The following is a 14,036-nucleotide window of genomic DNA, read 5'->3' as shown; positions in this document are numbered from 1 at the left end:
TCAAAACTTATTCACATCCTGCCTTGTAGATGGATGCTGTCATGACCAATAGTTACTTTTACTTTTTTAAAAATAGAAAGCCGCTTTTTACAAACAATTAAAACTATCTTTGCGCCAGCAGACCGCCTTATCGCTGTCCCGATTCGTTGGGAGAGAGGAAAGTCCGGACACCAAAGAGTAGCATAGCGGGTAACACCCGTCGCTCGTTTTTTGAACGAGAAGGACCAGTGCAACAGAAAGGATGTACAGTTCGGCTGTAGTGAAATCAGGTAAACTCTATGCGGTGCAATGCCATGTATACCGGCAGTTAAGGGTTACTCGTCCGTTGCCGGGGGGTAGGCAGATGGATCGCGTTAGTAATAACGCGGCTAGATAAATGATAAGGGTTCCGAGTATTTGGAATACAGAATCCGGCTTACAGGTCTGCTTTTTTATGCTTCGTCTTCAATTTCAGGATATTCAAAAAAGGAAAAAACCGAAGCACCATAGTTTTTATAGTAGGCAAAATTTTCCAAATCTTTTATTGGGGTGTGCTTCGAATGTTCAACCACCAAAACCCCTTGTTCATCCAACAAATCTTGTGTAAAGATTAACCCCACCAATCGATGAAAATCTTTTTCTGCCATATCGTACGGTGGGTCAGCAAAAATCACATCATAATTTCCTCGATGACGTTCCAAAAAGGAAAAAACATCACTTTTTATCGGAGTAATATTGAGGTTCAGTTCCTGTGCTGTTTTCTTAATGTATTGAATGCAACTGTAGTTGGCATCCACACAAGTTAGATCTTCACAACCGCGGGATCCAAATTCATAACTGATATTTCCCGTTCCGGCAAATAAATCCAACACCTTCAAGTTTGCAAAATGAAAATGGTTATTCAAGATATTAAACAAGGATTCTTTACTCATATCCGTGGTGGGGCGAACGGGTAAGTTTTTAGGAGCTACCAATCGACGCCCTTTGTATTTTCCGGAAATAATTCTCATGCGTGAACAAGAATAAAATGGTGACGGTTTTCCTGTTCACTTCGCCCATTATTGATAGCGCGCAACGGCATGAGCTGTACCTGTCGAATATAGGTATAGGCCATTTGGTAATAGGCATCGTCTTCCTCAAATGTACCCAACAACTCCAATTGAAATTGCTCTGGATTAAGTTGCAACTGCTCGGCAGTAAATAATATGTAATAAATAAAATCCTCAGGGGTTTGATAGTCAAACGCATTGAAAAAAAACAACTTCCGTTGCGCAATTACTACAATTTCAAAATGGGAAGGAGCGCGATGCACATACATTACAGGTTCGACCGAATGCTTACTGTATTCCAATAATTTTTGAACCAAAATGGAATGTGCATGGCAGTAATCAAACGAACCGTATTGATCGATGAAAAAGTTATTCATGTTCACATACGGGATATACACATTGGTCATTTCGTGGGATGCCAAGGTATCAAAGGCAAAAAAGTCGGTTTCAAAAACCCGGGTATTGAATTGCAAGTAACTTCCTTTAAACTCTGCATCAATAAAAGGGGTTGGCACAAAAGTGTTGAGTGCATTGGTATGAACAATTTGTATGGTATCATACCGCAGACGCAATTCGGGATGATCGTGAAAAACTACGGTGAACCAATCTTCGATAGGAGTATTACGTTGATAAGGAGGGTAGGGTAGCGGTTGCAAAACCTCAATTTGTTCAGTAATCGTATTGATGACGGCAAACGACAAGCCGTTCAGAGAAACCTGAATGACTAAGCGTTTATATGTTTTATCAAGTATACTTTCCATGAACTAATCGGGAGGAGGCAAACTTACGAAATATTGTTAATATAAGGCAGACTTCCGAGAGGGCAAATTTGAAGACAGACTCCTATCTTTGTTGTCCTATGCAAAAATTTTACCAACGATTACAACAGGCTTTTCCCTTTCAACCCACGTTGAAACAGGATGTTTTTTTTCAAAAAATAACAAAGTTTGTGTTTGAACCCAACGACGATTCGATTTTTGTATTAAAAGGCTATGCGGGTACGGGGAAAACAACGGTGATTGCGGCTTTGGTTCAAAGTTTACCAGATATTCAATACAAGTCGGTTTTGTTGGCACCAACAGGTCGTGCCGCCAAAGTAATATCCAATTATGCAAATAAGCCCGCATTTACCATCCATAAAAAAATCTATTTTCCGAAGAAAAAGGCGGGTAATGTCACTTTTACCATGCAACAAAATAAGCATAAAAACACGCTTTTTATTGTCGATGAAGCTTCGATGATTTCCGATTATGATGGCGGTTCAGGTATGTATCAACAGGGTTCATTATTGGATGATTTGATTTTTTATGTCTACAACAATCAAAATTGCAAACTCATTCTTTTGGGCGACACGGCTCAGTTGCCCCCCGTTAATCGCACTGATTCGCCTGCATTGAATATTGAATCCTTGTCGCTTCATTATCAAAAAAAAGTCGATACCATTACACTGGACGAGGTTATGCGTCAAGAGGAAAAGTCGGGGATATTATGGAATGCAACCCAGTTACGCGAAGTATTACACGACGCTTTTTTTGAAGGATTTCAATTTCAATTGCGCGGATTCAAAGATATTATTCGCTTGGTTGATGGGTATGATATTCAAGACGCCATCAATAATGCCTACAGTCAATACTCCATTGAGGATACTGCTTTTATCGTTCGTTCCAATAAACGCGCCAATCAATACAATCAGCAAATTCGCGCCCGTATCTTGTTTAAGGAGAGTGAACTCTCGGTGGGGGATTATTTGATGGTTGTGAAAAATAATTATTTTTGGTTGAAAGAGACCGATGAAGCCGGTTTTATTGCCAACGGTGATACTATTGAAGTGCTTGAAATTTATGGTTTCAAAGCACTGTATGGTTTTCAATTTGCGCGCGTAAAAATTAGAATGGTTGATTATCCTGACCAAATCCCTTTTGAAACGATACTCATATTAGATACGTTAACTAGCGAAGCTCCTTCATTGACCCAAGAGCAATCGCAACGCTTGTATGAAGAAGTTTTACTAGATTACGCCGACGAACCATCCAAATACAAACGCTTAGAACACTTACGGCAAAATGAATATTTCAATGGGCTACAAGTAAAATTTGCCTATGCGATTACAGGCCATAAATCACAAGGCGGGCAATGGAATACTGTTTTTGTAGAACAACCTTATCTTCCCGACGGACTTCAAATGGAGGATGTACGATGGTTGTACACCGCCGTAACCCGTGCCAAGGAACGATTGTATTTGATAGGTTTTCAAGATCAGTTTTTTGAAATGTAGCTCGGATTAATTCGGGAGTATTAACTGCGTTTTAATTTTAGGTTATCGTATCTTTAGTATGATGATTATCATGTTTTTGTAGGAAAGTAGGAAGTAATTTTACAAGACAAAAACTGAAATCATGAAAAAAATTGTCTTCCCTACCGACTTCTCTGAAGTGGCCACAAATGCATTTAGTTATGCCCTTGCATTGGCAAAACAGTATCATGCAGAGATTATTCTTTTGCATACCTACGAATTACCTATTGTCGACCATCAATTTGCCCCTCAAAATTACAAGACCCTTTTTGATTCCTTGGAGTTGATTAATTTTGATCGATTCAAGGTGGAAGCAGAAAAATTGAAGGTGATTGTGGCAAAACACAAGGCCGAGAGGGTACGTTTGACACATGCTTTACGCGATGGTGATTTGGTTTTTAACCTTAAGGAATTGATTCGAGAGGAACATGCTGATTTTGTCGTGATGGGTACGGCGGGTGCTTCCGGTTGGAGTGAATATTTTTTGGGCACCAATACTACGGAAGCGATTTCTAATTTGAAGGTTCCCGTATTGAGCGTGCCCAAAGAAGCCTCTTTTACCGGAATTGAAACAATTGCATTCACCACTCGATTTCGAGAAAAAGATAAAAAAGCACTGCAAGAAGTTATTCAGTTAGCCAAAGGATTACAAGCCAAGGTAAAATGTTTGTATGTGGAAACGCGTGATACCGACAATACGCCGGCTACTTATGATGATTGGAAAAGCCATTTTGCGTTGGAACCCGTTCAATTTCATATTATCCCCAACGACGATGTAGAAGCAACAATTGCTGATTTCATTAGTGGAAACTCCATTGATGTATTGGCGATGATGACTTATAAAAAAGGATTTTTCGCCCAATTGTTTGCACAATCCTTTACCGAGAAAATGGCCAATCATTTGAGTATTCCTGTTTTGGCCATGCATGAATAAAAAAAAGCCGCTTTAAACAAGCGGCTTCTTTCAGTATAAAAGGTTGGGTTAGTGTTTTATTTAGTTGTTCAACATCACAGGCATCACCAACATAGTAACGGTTTCGCCTTCATCCAAACCATCGACAGGCGTCAGAATTCCAGCGCGGTTAGGCATAGACATTTCCAATTGAATTTCATCCGATTGTAGGTTGGAAAGCATTTCTAATAAAAAGCGGGAGTTAAACCCGATTTGCATGTCATCACCTTGATAATCACACGTCAAACGCTCCTCAGCTTTGTTGCTGTAATCGATATCTTCCGCTGAAATATTCAATTCGGCACCGGCAATTTTCAATCGAATTTGGTGGGTGGTTTTGTTGGAAAAAATAGCCACACGACGTACCGAGTTAAAGAATTGTGTGCGATCAATAATCAACTTATTAGGGTTTTCCTTAGGTATCACCGCTTCGTAGTTGGGATACTTGCCATCAATCAAACGACAAGTTAAAATGTAATTTTCAAAAGAGAACGTGGCGTTAGAATCGTTGTATTCGATTTTCACTTCCGCGTCTGAAGTTCCCAAAATATTTTTTAAAATATTCAACGGTTTTTTGGGCATGATAAAATCAGCCACTTGCGAAGCGCTAACGTCAGTTCGAGCATACTTTACTAATTTGTGCGCATCAGTGGCCACAAAAATTAATCCTTCTGGAGCAAACTGGAAAAACACACCCGACATCACTGGGCGTAAGTCGTCATTTCCAGCAGCAAAAATAGTTTTGCTAATCGCAGTAGCCAAAACTTCAGCGGGGACAAGGGTTGAGGAAGGATCTTCTAACTGTACCGATTTTGGAAACTCCTCTCCTGGCGCATAGGCTAATGCGTATTTACCTGAATTTGAACTGATTTCGATGGTATTGTTTTCCTCCACTGTAAAGGTTAGCGGTTGCTCGGGAAACGTTTTTAAGATATCCAACAACAACTTGGCAGGCACCGCAACACTTCCTGTATTGGTAGACTCAATTTCAAGGGTTGCTGACATCGTAGTTTCTAGATCAGAGGCCGAAACGGTAAGCGCATTTTGGTTCAATTCAAACAGGAAATTATCTAAAATCGGCAAGGTATTGCTGCTGTTGATAACACTTCCTAAAACTTGAAGTTGCTTTAATAAATACGAACTCGATACAATGAATTTCATTTTTTTTATTTTTTACAAATATATCCTAAAGCGGATGATTAAAAAAAGTTTTTTTATTAACACTAGCGGGCATAACGACGTTTGCGAAGTAGTGTAAAAAACAGTCCGAAAACACCTAAAATCACTAAGGGCGATACCACAGTAACGATTTGCGTAAAGGTGTACTTCTCTTTGACTTTTTCAGTATCCAATAGGGCTAACTTCACCTCTTTATTTCGGATGTTGATAAGTCCCGTGTCGTCTAATAAATAATTGACGCAATTGAGTAAAAACTCTTTGTTGGCATACATTTTACCAGTCCATTTATCATAGCCTAATTCTAAAGGTTGGTAGTTTTTATCGTATTGGTTTCGAATGACATCTCCATCGGCAATGACAATCATTTTTCCCGGTTTTCCAACGGATTTGAAATTGGCGTCTTTAAAAGCGGGGATACGGTTTTCATAGACCGAATGCATTTGTCCCTCCAACAATACTGCCAACGGAATCAACCCGCCACCCTTCGGAAAGGAAGCCGGCTCAGGACGTTCGGCTACCATATTTAAAGCTACGGGAATAGGTGTGCCCACCGCTTTTGAATAGGGTGAGGAGTGAAGTAATACCGTTTTTTGTATGGAATTCTGTAAAAGTTCGATTGGGGTACAGAAATCAAATTTAATTACGTCCAAATTGGTTACAATCGGATTTTTGGCATCTGCATACACAGCGGGAGCATACAGCCAAGGATACTGATTGTATTGTGTAGCATTGCCTTGTTGCCCCGTGGCCAAGGTGATCGGACATGCCATGACATCTTTAACCAAGTCACGTTTGATACGTATACCGTATTTAAAGAACAAATCATCCAGATTCAAGTCCCTCGGAAAAGCCAATCCTTCACCCGTGGTCATCAAACTATCCATTTCAATATTCACCTGATCTAATAACCATAGGGATTTTCCACCGTTTACCATATATTGATCAAGCACTTGTTTTTCCGCATCGGTAAAGGCTTCCGTGGGCTTGGCAATAAGGGCTAAATCATATTTTTGTAAATCGAAATTGGTTTTTACAGGATTGGTTGCCACAGAGTCCAGGGTGAAAGGGCCAATAAAATAATTTTCTTTGACCGTTCGGAGAAAATCGCCTATTAACAACTCGTGCAATTCGCCATTCCCTTTGATAACAGCAATTTTTTTCTGTCTTTTTTCCAACACTGTATTAAATCCGTTGGCAAATGCATATTCTAAATGTTGCACCGAACTCTCTACTTTTTGCGCTGTCGAGGCACCCATCATGTTTTTAAGGAGAGGGACTTTGGTTACACGATCGCCGTAACGAACCTCGGCCCAAGGGAATACCATCTCTTCGGTTTGTTTTCCTTTGTGATTTACCGTGATATTTATGGGAGTTAAACCACGTTCAAATAACTTTTGAAGGGTGGCTTCAGACGTGTTTTCATCTTCCAAAGGGTTGATAAATTGAAAGATGATATTGCTGTTTTTAGCTTTAAACTCCTCTAGCAATTGTTGGGTTTCACTTTGTAGTTTTTTAAATTCACCGGGAAAACTTCCTTCCAAATATACATCGATATAGAGCGGTTCTTTTGCTTTATCTACAATAGTCATCGAAGTAGCTGATAAGGTATACCGATGGTCAGCGGTAAGGTCAAACCGTTTGAAGACCAAATTCCCCAAAACATTGATTACGATTAACAATACGAGCGTGATGGCGATTTGTTTTGCCTGTTTTTGCTTCATTATGATTTAAGACCTTTTAATTGGTAAACGGTTAACGATAAGAAAAAGAAAGCAACAGAGGAAAAATAGAGAATGTCACGGGTATCCAAAACCCCTTTACCCATACTTTTAAAATGGTACTCCATACCTATTCTTGAGATGTAGTCACCAGCCGATCCAAAAAACACGGCGACCCCTTCAAATCCATAATAAAAAAGAAAACATAGAAATACAGAAAGTATAAAAGCTACAATTTGATTTTCAGACAGCGTAGAAGTGAAAATCCCAATAGCAGCGTAGCCTGAAATTAAAAATAACAATCCAAAATAGGCACCAACAGTACTCCCAAAATCAAATGGATTGTCTTTCATTCCCATATCATTTAACACAAATGCATAAAGTAGCGTAGGCACTATAGCAAGGGCAATGAGGACAACCGCTCCCAAAAATTTGCCACCCACAATTTGCCAAAGACTCAAGGGTTTGGTAAGTAATAATTCGAGGGTACCTTGTTTTTTTTCATCCGAGAAACTTCGCATGGTCACCGCAGGTATTAAAAACAATAAAATCCATGGCGCCAAAGTGAAAAAGGGAGTCATATCGGCAAAACCACTGTTGAGAATGTTGAATTCTCCTTCAAAAATCCAAAGAAATAAACCGTTCAAAAGCAAAAAAATGGCGATAACCAAGTAGCCTACTGGAGCGCCGAAAAACGATTTTATTTCTCTGAATAGTATTGATTTCATAGTATATTTTTCCTTACTAGGTAAACGCAGTCTTTTAAATTTATTGCAAACTTACTAATTTATTCACACTCCAAGCTTCGGGTTTGTCGTTGAAAAGTTTTTTGGTAAACGTCCAAATTTCATCAAATAAGGCCGATTGCCGATACTGATTTAAAGCAGTTTCATCATCCCAATAACTGTAAGTAAAGAAAACCCCTGGATTTTGAACATCTTGGTACAACTCCAATAAGCGATTGCCGGGACTGTTTCGAATGTGGGATTTCATGAGTTCAAATTGCGTCAAAAAAGTGGGAATATGCTCCTCATGAAAAGAGAGCTTTACAATACGAACCAACATAATAGTTATGATTTAAATTCAATCCAAATGGCATCTCGATAGCGTAATCCCAACAAACTAGCGGCATTTCCAGTATGTAAGGTGCTTTTGTAGATGCCAATTTCTAAATATCCAGCTTCATTAAAAATAGCCATTGTTTTCCCAGCATGGTCGATTTTAGCGTCCAGGGCTTCAATGGCATGATAATGCGGGAATATTGTTTTTAGTTTTTCGCGTTTTACAAGGATTTCATACGAACGTCCTCTTGCGGATTCCACAAACATAGACTGCTCAATGTTGGTCACCGCATTGCCAAAATGATCAATATACATCACATAGCCTTTCAGTTGACGCTGTTCCTGATCAATAACGGGTTGCAGTTCGGTCACTTCATTAAGTGTTGTAATGGTTTTTCCAATCACACTGAGTGCCCCTCCTTTGCCTAAATGTACCGCAACTGTGGCAAAAACCTCCATGTCAGTCGCTTGCTCATGCAATCGATCGTGTATCGTAATTTCGACAAGTGTTTCGGGAACTTTTTTACGGAAAATCATACCCAATACGCCATTGTCAGCCGCAATAAAATAATGTCCCTCCCACAGCGCAGCAATATGCCTTTTGGAAGGTGTTCTTCCTGCATCAACACCTATGATATGAACAGTTCCTTTCGGAAAATGACGGTAACCGGCTCCCACAAGATAGCTGGCCTGCGCCAAGTCAAAAGCGGCAACTTCATGCGATAAATCCACAATCCGCACCTCAGGATAGTGTGTATACAACTGCCCTTTTAATGCACCCACAAAATAATCTTTGTGTCCAAAATCGGTAGTAAGGGTAATTATTGACATAAAATTGTTTATAACTAATTTGGGAACAAACCGCAGTCTTTCTTAAATTTGAGATGCATGCAAAGCTAAGTAATTCTAAGGAATTTTTAACCCTAAAACCACGGCATTTGAACGAACGTATCATCGAACTGCACGACATCGCTCCAAAAGAATTTTGGGGCGCTCAAGATGCTCATTTAGAGACCATCAAAAAATATTATCCCAAGCTAAAAATAGTTGCAAGGGGAACCACTTTAAAAGCTTTTGGTGAAAAAGAAGAGTTGGACGAATTTGAAACCCGTTTTAACCGATTGATGTTGCATTTTACCCGCTACAATAATATTGACACCAATGTTATCGATCGGGTTATTCAAAGTAATTCTTTTGAGGAACAACGGATGCCCGACCACGACAAAATTTTGGTCCATGGCTTGGGGGGAAAGCTAATCAAAGCCATTACACCTAACCAACAAAAATTGGTGGAATCTGTACTGAAAAATGATATGGTTTTTGCTGTGGGGCCCGCTGGTACGGGTAAAACCTACACCGGAGTGGCATTGGCGGTTAAAGCGTTGAAGGAAAAACAAGTCAAGCGAATCATTCTAACACGTCCCGCCGTAGAAGCAGGGGAAAATCTTGGTTTTTTGCCGGGCGATATGAAAGAAAAACTGGATCCCTACATGCAACCGCTATATGATGCCTTACGCGATATGATTCCCCCTCAAACCTTGGAGGATTATCTTCTAAAGGGGATTATTCAAATTGCACCCTTGGCCTTTATGCGCGGGCGTACGTTGGATAATGCCTTTGTAATTTTGGATGAAGCCCAAAATACGACCCATTCTCAGATGAAAATGTTTTTGACGCGTATGGGGAAAAATGCCAAGTTCATTATCACCGGAGATCCAGGACAGGTCGATTTACCGCGACGAACCATTTCAGGATTGAAGGAAGCACTTTTGATTTTGAAAGATGTAGAAGGTGTGGGTATTTTGTACTTGGATGATAAAGATATTGTGCGTCATCGTTTGGTCAAAAAAATTATCGATGCTTACAAACGAATCGAAAACCAAGATTAATGAAAGACTATTTTAGATATGAATTAGGCTCCCTGTTAATGAATGAGGAAGCCTTTTTCATTTTGTAGTCTATTCGCAAACACATATTTATTTAAAAAAAATAGTTGAATCGGCATTCTTTTCATATCCATTGTACAATTCATTTCAATAAATTTTGCGCTCTGATTGATTATTTTTAACCAATAAATTACTTTTGCACCTCACAACAACACAACACAAATGCAAACACTTACGAGTACCCAGTTCCAGTTCCCGGGACAAAAATCTGTATATCGCGGAAAAGTTCGCGAGGTGTATACTATTAACGATGCGATTTTGGTCATGATTGCCACCGATCGTCTCTCCGCTTTTGATGTCGTTTTACCCAAAGGAATACCGTATAAAGGTCAAATTTTAAATCAAATCGCAACCCGTTTTATGGAGTTGACCTCCGATATTGTGCCCAATTGGTTATTGGCAACACCCGATCCCAATGTAGCCGTGGGACATCTTTGCACACCTTTTAAAGTAGAAATGGTAGTACGTGGGTATCTATCAGGACATGCTGCTCGAGAATATGCGGCTGGAAAACGTAAGCTATGTGGCGTAGATTTACCAGAAGGCATGAAAGAAAATGACCGCTTTCCTGAACCCATAATTACACCCACTACCAAAGCTGATTTTGGAGTGCATGATGAGGATATTTCCAGAGAAGCCATTTTAGCCAATGGTATTGTCTCGGAGGAAGATTATTTAATACTCGAAAAATACACACGTGCACTGTTTCAACGGGGCACCGAAATTGCAGCAGCCCGTGGTTTGATTCTGGTGGATACCAAATATGAGTTTGGTAAAACGAAATCAGGTGAAATCGTACTTATTGATGAAATCCATACGCCTGATTCGTCACGTTATTTTTATGCCGAAGGGTATGAAGAACGACAAGAGAATGGCGAAGCTCAAAAACAATTATCCAAAGAATTTGTCCGTCAATGGTTAATTGCCCATAATTTTCAAGGGAAAGAGGGGCAAACCATCCCGGAAATGTCTGAAGAATATGTTAACTCTGTCTCTGAACGTTATATCGAATTATATGAGACGATTATGGGAGAAAAGTTTGTCAAAGCCGATCTAGAAAGTCTTGAGGAGCGAATTGCACATAATGTAAATGCATATTTACAAGAACGCTAATGTTAATGGAATATTAAAATTACAAGGTCGCTTCAAAAAAGCGGCCTTTTTTTGTAACAACAGTTTCGAAGTATCGTCTAGTAGTATATAATCGAGCAGTTAATTATGTCAACGCTGACAAGGCTACTAGGTTATGCAAGGTATTTTAATCATCATCAATCACACTAAATTAATAGGATCATGAAAACAACAAAAATGTATTTAGGATTAGCCGTTTTATTCATAAGTAATTTTGCCTTAGCGCACGGCGATTTAGAACAATTTCAAATGGAAGCTGAGGATTCAAATGTTACGGCTTTTGTGGCAAAGGAAAAAATAAGTAAACCTGAAACAGCGTCTGAAATTGATGCGCAAACCCTTCAATATGTGTTGGCTCCGGTTGTGGGGCATTATCAAAAATCGACTGAAGAGGAAATCGAAGAAGGCTATAAAATTACCGACACCTCGCCTCAATCCTATCAATGGTTAACAATAGAGCCTACGTTGGAGGATATGGTTCGATTTAATGAATCAGTTATCGAAAGCAATCAATGGCAACAACAAGAGGACTATTCCTTACCGATAGTACGACCCTTGGTTCCTGTTTCTCAACCGGCTGGGGTAGTGGGTAAAGAGATTTTATAATCCCTGGTTATTAAGGAAAAGGGCTGTCTTCTATAGACAGCCCTTCGTTATTATTTAAAATAGGAAAAATTGTGTTGATCCTCGATGCGTAAAAGAGTTTCATAAATAAGCTGAATCACATGTTCAACATCGTCACGATGTACCATTTCAACAGTTGTGTGCATATAACGTAACGGAAGTGAAATTAAGGCTGAAGCAACACCACCATTACTATAGGCAAACGCATCGGTGTCGGTTCCTGTTACTCTCGAAGTCGCATGACGTTGAAAAGGAATGTTGCACACAGTTGCCGTATCGGTTATCAAATCTCTTAATTTATTCTGAACCGCTGGGGCGTAGGCTACAACAGGACCTTTGCCAATTTGTAAATCTCCTTCGATTTTCTTCTCAATCATCGGAGTAGAAGTGTCATGGCAAACATCAGTAACAATAGCTACATTAGGTTTTAAAGTTTGAGTAATCATTTCAGCGCCTCGCAAACCAATTTCCTCTTGCACCGAATTGACAATATAAAGTCCAAAGGGAAGTTTTTTCTTGTTTTCCTTCAACAATCGTGCGACCTCTGCAATCATAAATCCCCCCATCCGATTATCCAAGGCCCGGCATACAAACTTATCGCCATTTAAAACCATGAATTCATCGGGGTAGGTGATAACACAGCCTACATGAATGCCCAATTTTTCTACTTCTTCTTTGGTGGCACAACCTACGTCAATGAAAATGTTGTGCAATGAAGCCGACTCTTCTTTCCCACGATTTCGGGTGTGAATCGCAGGCCATCCAAAGACTCCTTTAACAATTCCTTTTTTGGTGTGAATGTTAACGCGTTTGGAAGGGGCAATTTGATGATCGGAACCGCCATTACGGATCACATAAATTAAACCATTATCTGTAATATAATTTACGTACCATGAAATCTCATCGGAATGGCCTTCAATAACCACCCGATAACTTGCCTCTGGATTAATTACCCCAACAGCCGTTCCGTAGGTGTCGGTGATAAAGGTATCCACATAGGGTTTTAAATAGTCCATCCACAAACGTTGCCCTTCCGATTCATATCCTGTCGGCGATGCATTGTTTAAATAGTTTTCCAAAAAATGAAGTGATGCTTTGTTGAGTAAGGTTTTTTTGCCCATAGAAATGTTTTTTGGGCTAAAATAAAGATTTGGCACTACAGTTGTATATGGTTTTGTATAATTTTGTATTCGATTTTATGAGAGTTATAGCTGCATTTTTTTTGTTCCTTTTTTCTTGTCATCTTCATGCACAAGACGATAAGCCTTCTGTTCCATCGACATCCTCACAAACGGTAGCGATTGATACGGTAACCATTGATACTATTTTACTGGATGAAGTGTTGATTTCAAAAAATGCGATGAATGAAGAAGACAAAAAAGCATTTTTACTACTTCAAAATAGGGTTTTTAAGGTGTATCCCTATGCAAAGTTAACGGCCGAAAAGTTAATGGCAATCCGAAAGACGGCAGGAAGTTTGAAAACGGCTCGAGAAAAAAGGCGCTATATGAAGATTGTTGAAGCCTATTTGGAGGAAGAATTTAAACCGCGTTTAAAAAAGTTATCCCGAAAGCAGGGGCAGATATTAATTAAATTGATACACCGACAAACAGGTATTTCGACTTTTGAGTTGATTAAAGAGTATAAAAGTGGTTGGAAGGCCTTTTGGTCAAATACAACGGCTCATTTATTTGATTTAAATCTTAAAGCCACTTATCGTCCTTTGGAGGACAATGAAGATTATTGGATAGAAACTATTTTATATCGCGCTTTTGTTGAAGGAAGATTGGTAGAACAGAAAGCAGCCAATCCAATTGATTTTGACGAGTTAAATGCCCACTGGGAAAAATTAGCACAAAATTTAAAAGCAAAAAAGTAACATCTCGGTTTGTAAAGCACACCATTTTAATAGGCTACAGCTTTCTTATTGTATTTTTATACAATTGTTAATAACTCATCTTCGTTTTTTTTGGATATAGGGTGTATAGGTTTCTATATTTGCACTCCCAAAACGGAAGTTACGGGTTTTTGGAATGGTAAAAGATTTCGAAAAAAAAGTTGCAAAAGTATTTGTCAGATTAAAAAAGAGTTTTACTTTTGCACC

At 39.3% G+C, this 14,036-nt stretch carries 14 protein-coding genes and 1 other RNA gene; 7 read left to right on the top strand and 8 right to left on the bottom strand.

Annotation, left to right across the window (positions count from 1 at the left end; genetic code table 11):
• The first annotated feature begins 114 nt into the window (after window positions 1-114).
• Window positions 115-434: RNase P RNA component class A (gene rnpB / locus O9316_RS11420), an RNA gene on the top strand.
• On the opposite strand, the gene rsmD is transcribed toward rnpB, so the two are convergent.
• Window positions 432-989 carry a 16S rRNA (guanine(966)-N(2))-methyltransferase RsmD gene (gene rsmD, locus O9316_RS11415; RefSeq protein ID WP_298204550.1) on the bottom strand — a complete coding sequence of 186 codons (558 nt, stop codon included), beginning with the start codon at window positions 987-989 and terminating at the stop codon, window positions 432-434. The genes rnpB and rsmD overlap by 3 nt on opposite strands.
• Entirely contained in the window at window positions 986-1,789 is an 804-nt protein-coding gene (locus O9316_RS11410; protein ID WP_298347215.1) for a DUF3822 family protein, read from the bottom strand. The genes rsmD and O9316_RS11410 overlap by 4 nt, the downstream gene beginning before the upstream one ends.
• A gap of 98 nt (window positions 1,790-1,887) precedes the next feature.
• Between O9316_RS11410 and O9316_RS11405 the strand changes: the two genes are divergently transcribed.
• Both O9316_RS11405 and O9316_RS11400 read left to right on the top strand, forming a co-directional pair.
• Window positions 1,888-3,303, top strand: a complete 1,416-nt coding sequence (locus O9316_RS11405) for an AAA family ATPase (protein WP_298204548.1) — start codon at window positions 1,888-1,890, stop codon at window positions 3,301-3,303.
• 121 nt (window positions 3,304-3,424) lie between these two features.
• Window positions 3,425-4,255: a universal stress protein gene (locus tag O9316_RS11400; RefSeq protein ID WP_298204547.1), complete on the top strand. Its 831-nt coding sequence runs from the start codon at window positions 3,425-3,427 to the stop codon at window positions 4,253-4,255.
• Window positions 4,256-4,315: 60 nt separating this feature from the next.
• Here the strand turns inward: O9316_RS11400 and dnaN are convergent, their stop codons facing one another.
• The 5 genes from dnaN to O9316_RS11375 form a co-directional block, all read right to left on the bottom strand.
• Window positions 4,316-5,434, bottom strand: a complete 1,119-nt coding sequence (dnaN, locus tag O9316_RS11395) for a DNA polymerase III subunit beta (protein ID WP_287782735.1) — start codon at window positions 5,432-5,434, stop codon at window positions 4,316-4,318.
• Window positions 5,435-5,496: 62 nt separating this feature from the next.
• Complete coding sequence (gldG, locus tag O9316_RS11390; protein ID WP_298204546.1) at window positions 5,497-7,173, bottom strand: gliding motility-associated ABC transporter substrate-binding protein GldG; 1,677 nt, start codon at window positions 7,171-7,173, stop codon at window positions 5,497-5,499.
• Complete coding sequence (gene gldF / locus O9316_RS11385; RefSeq protein WP_298204545.1) at window positions 7,173-7,898, bottom strand: gliding motility-associated ABC transporter permease subunit GldF; 726 nt, start codon at window positions 7,896-7,898, stop codon at window positions 7,173-7,175. Before gldF ends, gldG begins: the two co-directional genes overlap by 1 nt.
• A 40-nt stretch (window positions 7,899-7,938) precedes the next feature.
• On the bottom strand, window positions 7,939-8,235 hold the full coding sequence (locus tag O9316_RS11380; RefSeq protein WP_298204544.1) for an antibiotic biosynthesis monooxygenase family protein: 297 nt from the start codon (window positions 8,233-8,235) through the stop codon (window positions 7,939-7,941).
• A 5-nt stretch (window positions 8,236-8,240) separates the two neighbouring features.
• The gene (locus O9316_RS11375) at window positions 8,241-9,062 is read right to left on the bottom strand and encodes an SAM-dependent chlorinase/fluorinase (RefSeq protein ID WP_298204543.1); all 822 of its coding nucleotides are present in this window, start codon (window positions 9,060-9,062) and stop codon (window positions 8,241-8,243) included.
• A gap of 107 nt (window positions 9,063-9,169) precedes the next feature.
• Here O9316_RS11375 and O9316_RS11370 point away from each other — a divergent pair, with 107 nt between their 5' ends.
• The 3 genes from O9316_RS11370 to O9316_RS11360 all read left to right on the top strand — a co-directional run bounded on the left by O9316_RS11370 (window position 9,170) and on the right by O9316_RS11360 (window position 11,914).
• Window positions 9,170-10,120 (top strand): PhoH family protein, encoded by a 951-nt coding sequence (locus O9316_RS11370; protein ID WP_298204542.1) that lies wholly within the window; start codon window positions 9,170-9,172, stop codon window positions 10,118-10,120.
• 219 nt (window positions 10,121-10,339) lie between these two features.
• Window positions 10,340-11,290 (top strand): phosphoribosylaminoimidazolesuccinocarboxamide synthase, encoded by a 951-nt coding sequence (locus O9316_RS11365; protein ID WP_298204541.1) that lies wholly within the window; start codon window positions 10,340-10,342, stop codon window positions 11,288-11,290.
• A gap of 180 nt (window positions 11,291-11,470) precedes the next feature.
• The gene (locus O9316_RS11360; RefSeq protein ID WP_298204540.1) at window positions 11,471-11,914 is read left to right on the top strand and encodes a hypothetical protein; all 444 of its coding nucleotides are present in this window, start codon (window positions 11,471-11,473) and stop codon (window positions 11,912-11,914) included.
• A 50-nt stretch (window positions 11,915-11,964) separates the two neighbouring features.
• Here O9316_RS11360 and O9316_RS11355 read toward each other — a convergent pair whose 3' ends face one another.
• Window positions 11,965-13,053, bottom strand: coding sequence for a M42 family metallopeptidase (locus O9316_RS11355; protein WP_298204539.1), 1,089 nt, complete (start codon window positions 13,051-13,053; stop codon window positions 11,965-11,967).
• A gap of 77 nt (window positions 13,054-13,130) precedes the next feature.
• Between O9316_RS11355 and O9316_RS11350 the strand changes: the two genes are divergently transcribed.
• Window positions 13,131-13,811 carry a DUF4294 domain-containing protein gene (locus tag O9316_RS11350; protein ID WP_298204538.1) on the top strand — a complete coding sequence of 227 codons (681 nt, stop codon included), beginning with the start codon at window positions 13,131-13,133 and terminating at the stop codon, window positions 13,809-13,811.
• Window positions 13,812-14,036: the final 225 nt, after the last annotated feature.

The sequence above is a fragment of the Flavobacterium sp. genome, assembly GCF_027533505.1.
GTDB lineage: Bacteria > Bacteroidota > Bacteroidia > Flavobacteriales > Flavobacteriaceae > Flavobacterium.
This window is presented reverse-complemented; position numbering and strand designations above follow the sequence as displayed.